This is a genomic window from Mangrovimonas sp. ST2L15 (assembly GCF_001280515.1).
GTDB lineage: Bacteria > Bacteroidota > Bacteroidia > Flavobacteriales > Flavobacteriaceae > Mangrovimonas > Mangrovimonas futianensis.
This window is the reverse complement of sequence record NZ_LBIQ01000030.1, coordinates 783,327-799,793: the sequence shown is the minus strand read 5'-3', so window position 1 is coordinate 799,793 and position 16,467 is coordinate 783,327. Positions and strand designations below refer to the sequence as shown.

16 protein-coding genes are annotated in these 16,467 nt (G+C 34.7%); 4 read left to right on the top strand and 12 right to left on the bottom strand.

The genetic code is table 11. The features are described from left to right. Positions 1 to 123: 123 nt before the first annotated feature. The 7 genes from ZA07_RS07350 to ZA07_RS07320 form a co-directional block, all read right to left on the bottom strand. Positions 124 to 1,083 (bottom strand): metallophosphoesterase, encoded by a 960-nt coding sequence (locus ZA07_RS07350; RefSeq protein ID WP_053971061.1) that lies wholly within the window; start codon positions 1,081 to 1,083, stop codon positions 124 to 126. Positions 1,084 to 1,149: 66 nt separating this feature from the next. Next, entirely contained in the window at positions 1,150 to 2,157 is a 1,008-nt protein-coding gene (locus ZA07_RS07345; RefSeq protein WP_157492087.1) for a phytase, read from the bottom strand. 4 nt (positions 2,158 to 2,161) lie between these two features. After that, a complete protein-coding gene (locus tag ZA07_RS07340) occupies positions 2,162 to 5,011 on the bottom strand; it encodes a TonB-dependent receptor (protein WP_082316537.1) in 2,850 nt (949 codons plus the stop codon). A 161-nt stretch (positions 5,012 to 5,172) separates the two neighbouring features. Next, positions 5,173 to 6,756: a tetratricopeptide repeat protein gene (locus ZA07_RS07335; protein WP_053971059.1), complete on the bottom strand. Its 1,584-nt coding sequence runs from the start codon at positions 6,754 to 6,756 to the stop codon at positions 5,173 to 5,175. A 134-nt stretch (positions 6,757 to 6,890) separates the two neighbouring features. Then, the gene (gene rpmA, locus ZA07_RS07330) at positions 6,891 to 7,151 is read right to left on the bottom strand and encodes a 50S ribosomal protein L27 (RefSeq protein ID WP_053971058.1); all 261 of its coding nucleotides are present in this window, start codon (positions 7,149 to 7,151) and stop codon (positions 6,891 to 6,893) included. Between the two features lie 24 nt (positions 7,152 to 7,175). Beyond that, a complete protein-coding gene (gene rplU / locus ZA07_RS07325; protein WP_053971057.1) occupies positions 7,176 to 7,658 on the bottom strand; it encodes a 50S ribosomal protein L21 in 483 nt (160 codons plus the stop codon). A gap of 98 nt (positions 7,659 to 7,756) precedes the next feature. Next, positions 7,757 to 8,209, bottom strand: coding sequence for a DUF4199 domain-containing protein (locus tag ZA07_RS07320; protein ID WP_053972083.1), 453 nt, complete (start codon positions 8,207 to 8,209; stop codon positions 7,757 to 7,759). Between the two features lie 150 nt (positions 8,210 to 8,359). On the opposite strand from ZA07_RS07320, the gene ZA07_RS07315 reads away from it, so the two are divergent. Continuing rightward, positions 8,360 to 9,088, top strand: a complete 729-nt coding sequence (locus ZA07_RS07315; protein ID WP_053971056.1) for a hypothetical protein — start codon at positions 8,360 to 8,362, stop codon at positions 9,086 to 9,088. 40 nt (positions 9,089 to 9,128) lie between these two features. Here the strand turns inward: ZA07_RS07315 and ZA07_RS07310 are convergent, their stop codons facing one another. Continuing rightward, the gene (locus ZA07_RS07310; RefSeq protein ID WP_053971055.1) at positions 9,129 to 10,007 is read right to left on the bottom strand and encodes a DMT family transporter; all 879 of its coding nucleotides are present in this window, start codon (positions 10,005 to 10,007) and stop codon (positions 9,129 to 9,131) included. An 87-nt stretch (positions 10,008 to 10,094) separates the two neighbouring features. Here ZA07_RS07310 and ZA07_RS07305 point away from each other — a divergent pair, with 87 nt between their 5' ends. Next, a complete protein-coding gene (locus ZA07_RS07305) occupies positions 10,095 to 10,625 on the top strand; it encodes a heavy-metal-associated domain-containing protein (protein WP_053971054.1) in 531 nt (176 codons plus the stop codon). Between the two features lie 50 nt (positions 10,626 to 10,675). Here the strand turns inward: ZA07_RS07305 and gldD are convergent, their stop codons facing one another. From gldD to mutY, 4 genes are all read right to left on the bottom strand, one after another. Continuing rightward, positions 10,676 to 11,260: a gliding motility lipoprotein GldD gene (gene gldD / locus ZA07_RS07300; protein ID WP_053971053.1), complete on the bottom strand. Its 585-nt coding sequence runs from the start codon at positions 11,258 to 11,260 to the stop codon at positions 10,676 to 10,678. After that, a complete protein-coding gene (locus ZA07_RS07295) occupies positions 11,260 to 12,564 on the bottom strand; it encodes a gliding motility-associated protein GldE (RefSeq protein WP_053971052.1) in 1,305 nt (434 codons plus the stop codon). The genes gldD and ZA07_RS07295 overlap by 1 nt, the downstream gene beginning before the upstream one ends. Positions 12,565 to 12,591: 27 nt before the next feature. After that, entirely contained in the window at positions 12,592 to 13,041 is a 450-nt protein-coding gene (locus tag ZA07_RS07290; RefSeq protein ID WP_053971051.1) for a single-stranded DNA-binding protein, read from the bottom strand. A 71-nt stretch (positions 13,042 to 13,112) separates the two neighbouring features. Next, positions 13,113 to 14,168 (bottom strand): A/G-specific adenine glycosylase, encoded by a 1,056-nt coding sequence (gene mutY / locus ZA07_RS07285; protein ID WP_053971050.1) that lies wholly within the window; start codon positions 14,166 to 14,168, stop codon positions 13,113 to 13,115. 126 nt (positions 14,169 to 14,294) lie between these two features. Between mutY and ZA07_RS07280 the strand changes: the two genes are divergently transcribed. Beyond that, positions 14,295 to 14,594, top strand: a complete 300-nt coding sequence (locus tag ZA07_RS07280; RefSeq protein WP_304438205.1) for an HU family DNA-binding protein — start codon at positions 14,295 to 14,297, stop codon at positions 14,592 to 14,594. A 302-nt stretch (positions 14,595 to 14,896) separates the two neighbouring features. Further along, the gene (locus ZA07_RS07275) at positions 14,897 to 16,441 is read left to right on the top strand and encodes a ribonuclease E/G (protein ID WP_053971048.1); all 1,545 of its coding nucleotides are present in this window, start codon (positions 14,897 to 14,899) and stop codon (positions 16,439 to 16,441) included. Positions 16,442 to 16,467: the final 26 nt, after the last annotated feature.

The window sequence follows — 16,467 nt, the reverse complement described above, 5'->3', positions numbered from 1 at the left end:
TCCCCTTCAATTTATGAAGGGGAGTGCAAATGGAAACTATTGCCAATTATATTGTTGCCATATCAAAACCATCTGTCTCTTTGGCTCCTAGATTATGAGTTTTTAATTATAATATTACAGAAATTATAGTTCAATTTCTGTTTTATACATAATCTCTCCTTTCCAATTAACAGCTTGAACCAACATTTTTGAAGGCAATAAACTAACTATTAAAAATCCTTGTTCAGATTTAGAAAACTTCGTGAAATTTGACTCTCCCGTAGGTCGAACATCAGAACCTGCACCCGAAACAAAATGATGGGTGTACACACCCTTGGGTTTTAAATGCTGTATATCATGCTCGTGACCTGCAAAATAAACAGGCACTTTATAAGTTTCGAAAAGATCCTCCAAATGATATCTTACATAAGGTTTGTCATCTACTCGTTTACCGGAAGTGTATAATGGATGATGTCCAATAACTATATTCCAGTCGGCGGTAGAATTTTTCAATGTTTCTTCTAACCATTTCTTTTGTTTTAAGGAATCTTGAGTTTTTACTTGTTGATATTTTTCCTCGTGATAATAATCGTCTTCAAAAGGGTTGGTATCTAAAAATAAAAATTTTGCTCGGGTTTTATCATCCTCTAAAGTCTTCTCAAATTCATAATAATGATCGGGCATATTCCATCTTTGACTTACCTGAGAATAATCTAACTGAGCTTGGTAATTTCCTCTGTAACCATGATTTCCCAAAATAACATACCACGGACAAAATAAATTAGACCCGTAATAAATGTCTTCAAAACTACTCTTAATAAAAGGGTCGTTTACAGAAGCGATTCCATCGGGGTAAAAATTATCCCCCACAGAAATGATGAATTCAGGTTCCAATATAAATCCAGCTTGTTGCATTATATCAGCCACTTCTACTTGTTTAAAATGACCATTTCTACCCCAATCACCAATAACATAAAAATGAAATGCCTCCTTTTCTACTTGAAGTTGATTTAAATTGGCATTTTCATTTTGATTATAGTACTTTCTCTGAGCCTGAATCTGACAAACAGTTAAAGCCAAAATAAAAAATAAAATTCTGTGCATGTTTTTAGAATTATTAAAGGCACATAGAAATATGAACTCTGTACCTTTAACGTTTACTTTAAGTTGTTACTCAACGATTTTAGACAGGTCGTAGAAATAGAAATTTTTATTGTCATTCATAGCAACAAACAGTCCATTTTTAAACGTTTCGTTTAAATAGCCCGTGTAGGCCTCACATCCGTCAGTCTCTAGAGTTCCCAGATTTTTTGCATATAAAAACTCATTGGTTTTTCTATCAAAAACATTAAAGGCATGTTCCTGCTGATCTGACACAATAATATAACCTTCCCCGTCTTTATAAGAAGCAATGGCTATCCCTTCTATATCTCTATTAAATGTATCTCCACCAAAACAGGAAACCTCTTCATTAGTTGCATCTGGCTCAGCCAAATACTTTCTAACACAGCTCATTTCATCAGAATAATAGATATAGCCTAACTCGCTATCTACTGCAATCGCTTCAATTTCCTTTTTACCACTAAAGTTACCAAACTCACGTACCAACTTGAACTCTAAATGATCTCCTCCAGGAATTAATTCAAATTGATGCAAGTAATTTGTTGAAGGGCCATTTTTTCTTCCCACAACTGCATACACCTTCTCACTTTTTGGTGATTTGTAAATAGAAATTCCCATAGGTAAATTCCATTCATTCTCTAATGTATCTTGAAACACTTTAAACCCTCCCTGATCTAAGGGTTTCATTTCAGGAATAGAAAATACACGTATTTGCTCACGCTCTCTTTCTGTAAAAACAAGTATATCTGTTATGGTCGAATCATTGATTTTCACATCGTAAGCTACATCGACATTATTTGGACGTTTCATTCCACGCAAGGTCTTCTCCTCAATAATCTTCCCTTGCAAATTGAAAGCGTAAATGGCTCCATTGGTATCTTTATCGGTTCCAAAAACTATACTTTCTTCTGTATTTTCTTTATTCACCCAAATAGCTGGATCATCTGTATCATGCAAGGTGCTTTCTGTGATAACATCAGGAGCTATTTCTACTAAATTAGGTTTACATGAGAATAATAAGCTTATTAACCCTAGGATTAATAAGCCTGTTCTCATTTGTTTACTTTTTAAATAAATCATATTTCAATCCAAAGGTTAATCTTTTTTCATAGTATTCCATCTGCATGGTTCTTCCTTTTACCCCTTGGTAGTAACGTAAAGGTTGATTGGTGATGTTATTTAAGCTCGCATAGACACTTAGATTTTTAGATAATGCTACATTAGCATTAAAATCTAAGAAGAATTGCTCATCATAATAACGATCTTCAAAAGCGCGTCCACCGATTTCATCGATATAAGAATCAGAATAGTTGGCAGATAATCTCAAACTAAATCTCTTTCCAGCGTATCCTAAAGATCCGTTGAACATATTAGGAGCTGTGTTAGGAAGATCTAAATCAGTTCTTTCTTCCCCATCTTCATTGTAAATTCCATCGGCATCAGACTTTAAATAGGTATAGTTTAAATACACACTGAAATTTTTAGCAAACCCAGGCAAGAAATCCAATCTTCTTTGGATAGAAACTTCAGCTCCAAAAACTGTTGCTCCCTCACCGTTTAATGGCTGATACACCTCATAACCATCAGCATTTTCGGTCTGTCTGGTATAAACAAATTTGTCGATATTCTTATAAAACAAACCTCCAGAAATAATACCTACAGACTTGAAATAGTGTTCTGCCATAAGGTCAAAGTTCATAGATGTAGTTGGGTCCAATTCAGAATTTCCTAAGAATATTTCTTCATCTTCATTATTCACCTCTTGGTAAGGCACCAAGTCTACATAATTTGGTCTAGCCAAAGTATTGGTCCATGATAAACGAAGAATGGTATTTTCTGTCACATCATATTTTAAGTGCACGCCAGGAAGTATGTTTGTATAATCATTTTTGTCTTTCAATACATTGGTTCCTGCATAATCACCATCTGTATCAAAAATCAATTCATTCCCCTCACTTTCAATTGAGGTATGCTCTAATCTTACCCCGGCCAGGACACAAAATTTATTTGTTATGTTTTGATTTAACATCAGGTATCCTGCAAATACATCTTCGTTTACATCAAAATTGGCGGTCAGGTATTCTTCAGGTAAATCTTCACCTTCAAATAAATTAGAATCATATAAGTTCAATCCTCCTAAAAATTCTGAAGACGCAAATGACCCCAATTGGTATTGGCTTCCTGCCAAATAATCCTCATCTGTGTAATTATGGGTTGGAACCATTCCTAACATTTCCAATGCTCCAGTTTCATCAGAATACTCAATAAAACCATTGGTTCTATTCTTATTTTTCATTCTGGTTTTAGCTCCAACTTTTAAGAATCCTTCTTGATTTGAAACAATCGAAAAAGGAAATTGAGCATTGACAAAGATGTTGATATCTTCCTCCTCTGTATATTGATTTTCCTCGGTGATTTCATTCAACTCAAACAAGTTATAATCAGCATCAGCTTGACTTAAAGGGGAAAACAAAGGTTTATCTTCATTGTTGTTAAAAGCAATTCCATATTCACTTTCATATTCAATATAACGCTCGTTTAAACGCTCTTCAGAAGCTTTGGCAAAAGATGCCATCCAGTCTAATTTCACTTTACCAATCAAGTGGTCTCCTCCTAGGCTATAGTTTTGCATACGTTGGTCTTCCAGTCTGGCATTTTGATTTCTATTGTTATCAATACCTCCCTTAGTCTGACGTTTTGCTTCAACTGGGAAACTGGTTAAATTTCCATTACTATCCACGGTGAAATCATCAAAAGAAATATCTTCCCCATCTAAAATTTCATGTTCCAAACGATATCTGTTTTCTCTATCGTCTCTCCAGTTGTAAATGGACTTGAAGTAAATGGTATTGTTTTTATCAAACTTATAATCAAAATTTGCAGAGAAGCTTCTTCGAATACGTTGCACCAAATATTCTCTCATTTCAAACACACTGGCATATGGATTCACATTTACAGCTTCTAAATTGTCTTCATCACCTGCATTATATTCAAATTCATCTTCCCATTCTGCTTCTACGTTATCACTTCCGAAGGCGTTGTCATTGAAAGATGCCGAAACCATCCACCCAAACTTGTCATTTTTAGAGCGATCCCCTAATAGGAAGGATCCATTTAAAATACGCTTGTTGGTGATAAAATTTAAACCTGAACCAGCGGTAGCCGATAAACGGAACCCTTGTGGTGATGTTCTTGTTATTAAGTTAACAGATCCTCCTAATGCATCTGCATCCATGTCTGGCGTCACAGCCTTATTTACCTCAATGGTTTGAATCATATCTGAAGGGATCAAATCCATTTGAACATTTCTGTTATCTCCCTCTGCAGATGGAATTCTAGAACCATTTAACGTTACAGAGTTCAATTGAGGTGCTAAACCACGAACGATGATATTTCTGGCTTCACCTTGGTCTACTTGCATGGTTATACCCGGAATACGCTTTACAGCGTCCCCGATATTGGCATCAGGAAATTTCCCTATTTGATCTGTAGAAACAATGTTTGTTATATTCTGTTTGTTTTTTTGTGTGTTAAGAGCCCTTGCTTGTCCGCTTAAACCATACCCGGTAATCAATACCTCATCTAATTCGGTATCTTGACCAGAAAGCGTAAAGTTTAAAGTAACCGTCCCAGAAGCAGGAACAATAGCCTCTTGGCTTATATTTTCGTATCCTAGATATTTTACAGTAATGATGTAAGTACCCTCCTGCACATTTAAAATGGTATAGGTTCCATCAAAATCAGAAATAGCTCCTTTGTTAGTCGTTTCTACAATAACGGATGCCCCTGGAACGACCAATCCATTATTGTCTGTAATCATCCCCCTAATAATCCCATTCTGGGCCATCATGGAGTTAGCGCCAAAAATAATTAGGCACCAAATAAAAAGATTTTTAAAAAGTAGTTTCATTGTCATTTTTTGTATCAATTAGTTGGACACAAAACTATATTGCCATCTTGGCTTCAAGCTAAAATTAGCGTTAACAAAAAGTGAGTAAACCACCTATTCTGGCTATAAAACAAGGCAACATTAACAAAGGGGTAACATTGAATTAAGTTTGAGGAAACTTTCTATAAATTCACTAAAAAAGACTGAATATCCTCCTTGGAATCAAGTGGCAGTTTTTTTCGCATGCGATATCTAGCAATTCGAACACTATCTGGAGTAATTCTTAAAATGGAAGCTATTTCCTTTGAAGACAAGTTGAGGCGAAGTAACATGCCTAGCCGTAATTCTGTAGGAGAAAGTTCTGGATTTGCAAGAGCATTCAAACGCTGAAAGAAATGAGGATGGATCTGCTCAAAATATCCCATGAATTCATCCCACTCCTTATCTTTGGATAAATCGAAATCTATTTCCTTTATTAATTCCTCCAATTTCGGTTTTATCATAGCTTGATTTCTATCCTTCAAATTGGTTAGTGTCTTGGAAACGTCATTCAACATTTTGTTTTTATGAGCCAAATGCAAACTATAATTGGTTAATGCCGAAAGCTTAAAATCTACTTCGCGCTGCAAGGAAGCCTCTTCTGCCGTCTTCCTTTCTAATTCTGCCTGCAATAATTTTTGTTTATAATTAATAATATTGGATTCCTGCTGCTGCTTCTTTTTATAATACAAAAACCACCCTAGCAGTACCGCAAGAACAAACAGACTAATCAATAATAAAACCGTTTGCCTAATGTTATTCAATTCATTCTCTTTGCTCAGTAAGGCCAGTTTTGCTTCGTTATCTTTGACGTTGTATAAAACTTGGAGCGTATTTACTTGTTGGGCATTTTTTCTTTCAATTTCATTTTCAAAGACCTCTGCATGTTTATTCATATAGTTCAAGGCCAAATCAAAATGTTCCATTTTTGAATATGTGCGAGCCATGTCTTTTAAAGCACTCTCTTCTTGATGAATATTTTTTGTTTTTTGAGACAGATCTAAAGCCTTCTTGGTATAGAATAGAGCTTCTTCCAATTCCCCCTTTTTTCTTTTAGAATCTCCTAAATTATTAATGATATTAATTAAAACATTGTTTGGACTATGATGTCCCATTTGTTCCGCACGCTGAAAATATTGGAAAGCCATTTCATAAGACTCTAAATCTTCATAAACACTACCTATGTTTTCCAAACATATAGCCATTCCAGTACTATCCTTAAGGGTTTCGAAAAGCAAAAAACTCTGATTTTGATAATCCAATGCCTGATCATAGCTCTTTTGCTTTTCGGCCACAGTTCCCAAACGAGCTAACGCCACTGCCTCTCCTTTGTTAAAAGATAATTTTTCTGATAGCATTAATCCTCGAGTCAAATAATCCTGAGCTGTCCCATACTTTTTTAAAGATATATAAACAGAAGCCAATTGATTATTAAGATAAATGGTAGTAGTATCTTCCATTTTTTGACTCACTAACGCTTCATGGTAGTGTTTAATAGCCTCATTCGCAATGCCCAACCTATCATAAAAATCTCCTAAATTACTTTGAACTTGAATGAGTCCGTCCAAGTCATGATTCTGTTTTGAAGTTTGAAGTAATTCCTTAAACTCGGAGACTTTGGAAGTCAAGTGCTCCATTTGATAATTTCCTTGTGCCAGAATAGTAGTATGGATAAATAAGCTAAGCAGCAAGGATAGGGTTCCTTTTAAAGGAAGAGATAATTTCATGGATATGTTAAAGTAAAATATCCAAAGAAACAGTTTCAATGTTACTTAAAAATGATAAGAACATTAAATAATAGAAAACAAAAAACCCTTTCAAAATTGAAAGGGTTTCCAGTTATATTGAAAAAGAGCTGTAATTATGCTTCAAATGGAACAATTGAAACATAAGACTTGTTGTCTTTTTTCTTTTCAAATTTCACGATACCATCAACTTTAGCGTGTAAAGTATGGTCTTTACCAGCGTATACGTTTTCACCTGGATGGTGAGCAGTACCTCTTTGTCTTACGATAATGTTACCAGCGATAGCCGCTTGACCACCAAAAATCTTAACTCCTAATCGTTTCGATTCTGATTCTCTACCGTTTTTCGAACTTCCGACTCCTTTTTTATGTGCCATTTTATTTCGATTTTATTTTGGTTATTAACTTAAAGCTTCGATTAATTCAGCTTTCTTCATTGAAGAATATCCTGAAATATCTTTAGCTTTCGCCATTTCTCTTAATTCAGCAACAGTCAAAGCACTTAAATCTTGAGAAGCTTCAGCTTTAGGAGCCTCAACTTTTTTCTCAGCTTTAGCAGCTGGTTTTGCACCTGAAGCAACGATACTTTCAATAACAATCTCAGTTAATGCTTGTCTGTGACCGTTTTTAACACGGTAACCTTTTCTACGTTTCTTTTTGAAAACGATAACTTTATCACCTTTAAGGTGCTTTAAAACTTTTGCTCCTACTTGAGCTCCGTTTATAGCTGGGGCGCCTAAAGTTACTTTGTCTCCGTCTCCTACCATCAAAACATTATCAAAAGATACTGTTTTACCTTCTTCGGTAGCTAAACGATGAACAAACACTTTTTGGTCTTTTTCAACTTTAAATTGTTGCCCTGCTATCTCTACAATTGCGTACATAGCGTAACGTTTATGTTAATTAATTTAAATTAAAATGTGCCTGCCAGCTGGCTAAGGCGGGTGCAAATATACTGCTAAATAATTAATCTACAAACGTTTTATTCAAATTGACCTATTTTCTTGCTGTTTTTGAAAATTTGCATAAACGATAGGGTAAGCACCACAGTTGAAGCAAAACCTTCAATGAGAATGATAAACAATAACATACCGCCACCGTAATTACCATTTAAAAACTTTTGAAGAATGCTATTCATAAACTCTGGATCCAAATGAAAAAGATAAATGGCCATAAAAATCATAAATAGAAAAGTTCCGATAAAACCAGTAAACAAGCCAGTTTTGAACCCTTCCGTATAATTAAATTCCATACCAGACGCCAACTTATAACTTTTGATGGCGGCATATAAGCCATAGGCCATAATCGCTCCATTTAATATACGTAACCATATATTTTGATGCAACCCGAACAAACGAAGAATCAAAAAATAGCCGATTAGGCCCAATGAAATAAAGAATCCATATTTTACCGAAACTGACAAGGAAGAATCCATTTTTGTTTGATTTTTAATTAGTTGTCCTTTCAATTTCCGAAAAAAATGTCATTTATTAAAAACTTTATGAACTTATTTACATTTAGCTACATAGTTGTAACATAAATCATAACTTGCATACCAATAGCCAAATAATAAAATAAACAACACATGAAAAAAATAGTTTTTACAGCCCTTATAGCCTTTTTAGGATTCAATTTACAAGCTCAGGAAGCAACACCAACAACTACTCCAGAAATTAAAGCCGCTCCAAATGGCGTCACAGCCCAAACCGTTTACAAGGAATACATTAAGGCCATTGGAGGCGAAAAGAAATTAAAATCGATTGAAACCGCTGCAATCCAAGGAACCGTTACTATCCCAGGAGCTCCTATGATTATTTCCACCGAAATGAAAATAAAAGTACCTAATAAAGAATACATGGCAATGACCGCCGAGGGCATGGGCCTTTTAAATAAACAAGTGTTTGATGGTGAAAAAGGATATGTTGAGCAACAAGGAATGAAAGTAGATCTAACCGAAGAGCAAATCGCTCCAAAGAAAGGAAAGCACACCTTGTTTCAAGAATTATATGCTAAAAGTGATGAGATAGCATTAGAAGGCATCGTTACTGAAGGTGACAAAGAGCTTTACAAAATAAAAGTATTGGATGAAGCCACTAAAAGTTACAGATTCTACAATACCAAAACCCACCTACTGGAAAAGGTGGAAGTAGAAGGCGGCACTGCAAACTCCATAATAGCTTACTCAGATTACAAAGAAATAGACGGAATTCTATTTCCATTCAAACAAGATATGGTCTCTGGAATGCAATCCATCAATATTACATTTACAAGCGTAGTATTTAACGAAGGCGTTACCGACGAAGACTTTAACTAGAAAATACTTTAATTTGGAAAAGGCCTTGTTAAGGCCTTTTTTATTTATTCTTCCTCTGCGCTAAGTAAACCCCCAATAATATTAGAGCAGAACCAATGATTTGAACCCCACCAAACTTCTCTCCATCAATCACGCCCCAAACCGAAGCAATAACAGGCATCAAATAAGTAACGGAGGAAGCGAATACTGGGGATGACATATGTACCAACTTGTTAAATAATACTTTTGCTACAGCTGTACCAAAAAAAGAAAGGATAACCACATAAATCAGTGATTGTTTTAGCTCAGGATGGTTCAATCTTTCATTTTCAAAAAAACCTGAAAACAAAAGCACTAAAACAGCAGGCAATACAATGGTTGCATAATTACCTACTGCGATGGTTAGAGGTTTTACATGTTGCAAATTCCTTTTAATAATATTCACATTTGCTGCATACATGATAGTCGCCACAATGATAAATGCCGCATACAAATAGTTTTGATCGGGATTCAATTCAGCCCCCTGAAAAATTAAAACAGCTGTCCCCACAAATCCTATCATCACCCCAATCAATTGCCTTTTGGTAGACTTAATATGAAATATAGAAGCGCCCATAATCAAAGTAAAAATGGGCACTAAAGAGTTTAGCATGGAAGCTATGGCGCTATCAATTTCAGTTTCAGCAATTGCAAAAAGAAACGCAGGCATTAAGGATCCTAAGAAACCTGACAAAGCCAGCCATTTCCAATCTGAGGATGAAATGGTTTTAATACGCTTATATCCCACTAAGAATAGAAAAAAACCTGTAATGATAGTGCGTAAGGCACCCATTTGAAAAGCCGACAAGCCTAATAGAGATTTCTTTATCAGGATAAATGAAGTCCCCCATATTAAAGAAAGGAGCACTAAATAAAACCACTTATTTTGAGAATTTTTCATCAATTTTTACAAAATGCAAAATTCATATATTTAGGGCAATTAACCGAGAAGAATTCTTAATTTTGTGACATTAAATACTTTAAACAAATGAAAAACTTAAAACATATTTTCGCCATACTTGTTGTGGTAACATTTTTAACCTCCTGTAAAGACAATGTTTCTCCAGAGGTAAAAACCGTTGAAATGGAAACTTCAAGCGAGGTAAAGGAACTTGACCCTAATGCAACATATGCCAAGGCTGAATTCACCATTGAAGGCATGACCTGCGCCATGGGATGTGCTAAAACCATTGAAAACAAAATGGCTCACATGGAAGGTGTCAAGTCGGCCAAGGTAGATTTTGATAAAAAATTGGCTATGGTTGAATATGATGAAGCCAAAGTAACACCTGCGTCTCTTGAAGAAACCGTAAAAAAAGCTGGAGAAGTATATGAGGTTAAAGACCTAAAAAAGGTTGACTCTTTTTCATCTGAGACCATGGCTTGTAAACCTGGGTGTACTAAAGACTGTTGTGCTGGTAAAAAAGCTGAAGTAAAAGAAACTGCTTCCAATGACAAACCCATGACTTGCAAAGAAGATTGTAAAATGGCTTGTTGTGCACAAAAAGCGAAGGCTTAAAAGTTCAGCATAATAAAGACATAAAAAAGCATCCTATTATGGATGCTTTTTTATTTCCACTTAACAGTTTCCATAATATATCTGATATCCTTTTCCAAATAATGAGCTGCAGGAAGAATGGAGTCGTAATTTGGTTTAGCATAAAAGTATAAGGATCCCGTCAAAAAATGGTTGATGCTATCTGTAATATAAAATTGTGACTGTGATGCCGCATTACCCCCAACTTCATAAAACATCCCATAGACCCTACGGTCTTTACTTTCATACACCTGTTCGGAAATCTCATCAGCTTTTCTAGTATGCTCTTGTGTGAATTTTTGGGCATCCCTGAGGTAGGCGATCAACTTGTCCTTGTTTTGGTCTACCCCTTTATAGGTCAAAAATATGGTTCCTTTTAGTTTAGGATAACTCAAATCAATACCAAAACTATTTGTTGCGCTATCCAATTGCCTAATTTTCACATCCTCTGCCATAGTATTCTTTTCAAAAGTGAACGGGAGTTTAAGATCTACCTCTTTATAAGTAGCTTCAGGATATTCCAATCGCAAAAATGCATTTGGTTTTGGAACAGGATCATCCTTACAAGAACAGGTGATAATAAATAATATAGCAAGGGACAATAAATTTTTCAACATTATGGCAAGGTAACTTTTAATCGTTTAATACGTTTTTTATCTAATGATTCTATGGTAAAAATATAACCATGATAATTTATTTTTGCTCCCAATTTGGGAAACCCTCCCGAAATTTCCAAAACAAATCCAGCAACAGTTTCAGCTTCCCCCTTTGAACTTTCAAAAATAGTATCGTCTTCTAACTTGATAATTTTATAAAAATCCTTCAACGGTGTTTTACCTTCAAACACATAGTTGTTATTATCCAATTTGGAATAAACGAGGTCTTCATCATCAAATTCATCACTGATATCACCCACAATCTCCTCAATAATATCTTCCAAAGAAATCAATCCTGAGGTTCCCCCATATTCATCCACTACAACAGCTAGATGCACTTTCTTTTCTTGAAACTCTACCATCAAATCATCCAGCTTCTTGTTCTCTGGAACAAAAAATGGCTCCCGTAGTAAAGTCGTCCAATCCAATTGTTTTTTGTCTAAATGAGGAAGTAAATCCTTAACATACAAAACCCCTTTAATGTTATCAATATTGTCTTCATAAACTGGAATTCTGGAATACCCTTGTTTCACTATCCCCGATATAATTTCAGTATATTTTTGATTAATATTGATAGCAAAAATATCTATTCTTGGCCTCATAACCTGTTTGGTATCTGTATTCCCGAAGGAAACAATGCCTTGAAGGATTTTTTGCTCTTCCTTAGTAGTATCTTCCTCACTAGTTAACTCCAAAGCTTGGGACAATTGGTCTACACTAAAATTTAATTTTTGCTTTCCTAATTTATTATGAATAGCCAATGTAATACTTCTCATGGGAAGACTTAGCGGAGAGAAAAACACATCCAGTACACGAAGTGGATAAGACATAAAGGAAGCAAACTTGACTCGGTTTCGACTTGCATAAATTTTAGGCAATATTTCACCAAAAAGCAGGATTAAAAAAGTAACAAGAACAACCTCCAATAAAAATTTCAAAACTGGAGAAATCAAACCAGCAAACAAGAATTCCCCTAAGTAGGAGAACAAAATAACAATACCAATGTTTATAAAATTATTGGCTACTAAAATGGTGGCTAATAATTTTTTAGGTCTTTCAAGCAATTTGGTCAAAATAGGAACTGCATTGGACTTTTCTCCAAAGCCTTCCTCCAAATCGGTTCTACTCAAGGAAAACAATGCTACTTCAGCACCAGAAATCAGCGCTGAACAAATCAACAGAATAAAAAGCAGCACAAAACCTAGGACAATTGAAATATCCGCGGTCAATAAATTGATGATTAAACTCGGGGGTTCAGGGTCCAATTATCAATGGTTTAGTTAGACATATGGTTAGAAAGGAAGATCATCATTATCATCATCTATCATTGGTTCACTTACCTGTGAATCTTGTTTAGGTGCAGATGGCTTGTTTTGAAAATCGCCAGATGGTCTTTCACTTTCACTCTTTGTGGTCAAAAACGTAAAATCTGTACATTGGATTTCTGTTGAATATCTTTCGTTCCCGTTTTCATCTTGCCATTTTCTCGTTTTTATACGACCTTCAACATAAATACGATCTCCTTTACTTAGGTATTTTTCACAAATCTCTGCCGCTTTATTTCTCACTACAATATTATGCCATTCGGTGTTGGTAACACGTTCATTGGTCTGCCTGTTGGTATAAGTTTCATTTGTTGCCAAAGGAAACCTACCTACACAACCTCCACCCTCAAAATAATGCATTTTCACTTCATCTCCCAAATGCCCTATTAGCATCACTTTATTTAATGTACCTGACATAATTTTCCTGAAATTTAAGTTAGCAAAGTTACATATTTGCTTATGACTACTTTAAATTTAATAAAAATTTATTATTCTTTTAAAACCTCTTGGAAATTAAAGGTCTCCAAAAAATTTCCAATTAATATAGGAACCGCATATTTTTTAACTAGATCCCAATTTACGCCCTCAACAGGTAATTTATCAGTTAATACAATCCAAAATTTGGTATAAAGGTGTCTGTGGGATAATTTATGCACGATATCGTCCTCATTATATAGGTATATTTCAGAAACAGTGTTGGATAACAATTCAGATTGATCAACCAAAACTTGAACCTCCTGAACCTTTAAACTTTTTGAAGTTTCCACTAATGGAAATTGAAATAAGTTCTTCCAAATCCCTTTACCCTTTCGTTTCTCCAATATGGTTTCATTATCTGAAAGAAAAACTAAAAAATTGAAGTACTTTTTTTCTGGTTTTTTACCTTTAAGTTTTACAGGTAACTCAGAAGTCTTTCCTTCGGCAAATGCCACACAGGTATTCTGAAAAGGGCACGTGTCACAACTTGGGTTTGTTGGAGTGCAATGAAGCGCTCCAAACTCCATTATAGCTTGATTGTGTTTTTCTGGATCCCTATCGTCCAAAATATCTTGAGCCAAAGCCTTAAAAACTTTAAATCCTTGGGACGTATTAATAGGTGTATCAATTCCGAAGTACCTTGATAGGAAACGATAGACATTACCATCCAAAACAGCACTTGGTTCCCCAAAGCAAATAGATGCTATGGCACTTGCAGTATAATCTCCTATACCTTTAAGCTTTAATAAACCACCGCAGGTCTCTGGGAATTGACCATTTAATTCATAGGCAACATACTTTGCTGTTGCATGTAAATTTCTGGCTCTAGAGTAATAACCCAACCCTTGCCACAATTTCAAAACCTCTTCCTCAGAGGCATTGGCCAAGTCATAAACATTTGGAAACCTTAAAATAAACCGTTCATAATAAGGCAATCCCTGCTTGATTTGAGTTTGTTGTAAAATTATTTCTGATAACCAAACACGATATGGATCTTTTGTTTTTCTCCATGGCAAATCCCTTTTACTGTTTGAATACCAAGAGGTTAAATTTTTTGTGATAGTCATTTAAGATAAATACGAAAAGCAAAAATAATTGTTTATTTAATTAAATTTTAGTGTTTTAGGTTTGAAGAATTGGATATTTAATTCCTATATTTGCAACCCTTTTAATTTAATAGTAACATAATAAAAATAAATAAAATGACTAAGGCAGATTTAGTAGCAAGAATTTCTGAAAAATTAGGAATTGAAAAAGGTGATGTACAGGCAACTGTTGAATCATTCATGGATGAAGTTAAGACTTCATTAGAAGCTGGAGACAATGTTTATCTTAGAGGTTTTGGTAGCTTTATTGTTAAGACAAGAGCAGAAAAAACTGGTAGAAATATCTCCAAAAATACAACTATTAAAATACCAGCTCACAATATTCCAGCTTTTAAACCAGCTAAAGTATTTGTAGAAGGTGTAAAATCTAACGTAGAAGTTAAATAAACACAGTAATAATTTAAAAAAACGAGTACAACATGCCAAGTGGTAAAAAACGCAAAAGACACAAGGTTGCAACGCACAAGCGTAAAAAAAGAAGACGCGCTAATCGTCACAAAAAGAAAAAATAAGTCAAAAAAGTAGTTGTCTAACTACTTTTTTGGTTTTTTAACCAAAACGTTCTTTGAAAAGAGTTGAGTAAAACGAAACCTTGCGTTTTTAACCAACTCCACGGATTTAAAATCCTGTGAACAAATTATTTTTTAATCCATCTATCATGCTTAGCGTGATGGATAAAAATTAACACAATGAATAAAGAATTGATTATTCGATCTAATTCTGAACATGTTGATTTTGCCTTATTAAAAGATGGAAAACTAATTGAATTACAAAAAGATGAAGGTGGTAACAACTTTTCTGTTGGTGATGTGTTTATAGCCAAAATCAGAAAAGCCGTTCCTGGTCTAAACGCTGCATTTGTAAATGTAGGCTACGAAAAAGATGCCTTTTTACATTATCATGATTTAGGACCAAAACTTCCCTCTCTTTTAAAATTCACCAAACGTGTAAGCACAGGTAAACTAAAAGATTTTTCTCTTAAGAATTTCCCATTTGAAAAGGACATTGATAAGGACGGAAAAATTAACGACGTTCTTAAATCAAACCAATCTATTCTAGTACAAATTGTCAAGGAACCTATCTCAACGAAAGGTCCCAGAATCAGTTCTGAATTATCAATTGCTGGTCGCTATATAGTTTTAGTTCCTTTTTCCGATCGTATTTCTATTTCTCAAAAAATAGAAGATAGAGAAGAGAAAGACCGCTTAAAACGCTTAGTAAAAAGTATTGCGCCGGCTGGATTTGGAGTTATTGTACGAACAGTAGCAGAAGGCAAAAAAGTAGCCGAATTAGATAAAGATTTACAAAATCTTTTAGGTCGTTGGACGGCCATGTGTAAAAAATTACACAAAGCTCATCATCCCAGTAAAGTATTGGGAGAGCTCAATAAAGCCTCTTCAATTATGAGAGATATGTTTAATGACACATTTACAAACATTCATATCGACGATGAGGAGCTTTATATTAAAATCAAAGATTATGTGCAAGAAATTGCACCTAAGAAAGAATCTATAGTTAAGTTACATCAATCCAATGTACCCATTTTTGAAAAATTTGGGATAGAAAGACAGATCAAAACTTCATTTGGTAAAACTGTCTCTATGGCCAAGGGAGCTTATTTAGTAATAGAACACACTGAAGCACTACATGTGGTAGATGTGAACAGTGGAAATCGTTCTAACAAAGCTAAAACCCAAGAAGAAACAGCATTGGAAGTCAATTTAATTGCGGCATCAGAAATAGCCAGGCAATTAAGATTACGTGATATGGGTGGTATCATAGTCATTGACTTTATTGATATGACAAAAGCTGATAACAGAAAGACCCTTTACAATCATCTTCGGGAAGAAATGAAAGATGATAGGGCAAAACACAAAATATTACCTCCAAGTAAATTTGGATTGGTACAAATTACAAGACAGCGTGTAAGACCTGAAATGAACATTAAAACCCGTGAGGAAAATCCTAACGGCACTAATGGCGAAGAAGTTGAAGCACCAATTGTTCTAGTCCAAAAGATCACCCACGATTTAGAACAAATCTTTAAAAAAGACTATAAAAAGGTAACCTTAAACACACACCCTTTTATAGCAGCCTTTTTAACAAAAGGATTTCCATCAGTACGTTCAAAATGGTTTTTTGAACACAAAAAATGGGTAAAAATTTTACCTAGAGATGCTTACACATATTTAGAATATCATTTTTTAGATAAAAATGGTAAAGAAATCAGATAACAAAAAAGCCCTACCGTTTGGTAGGG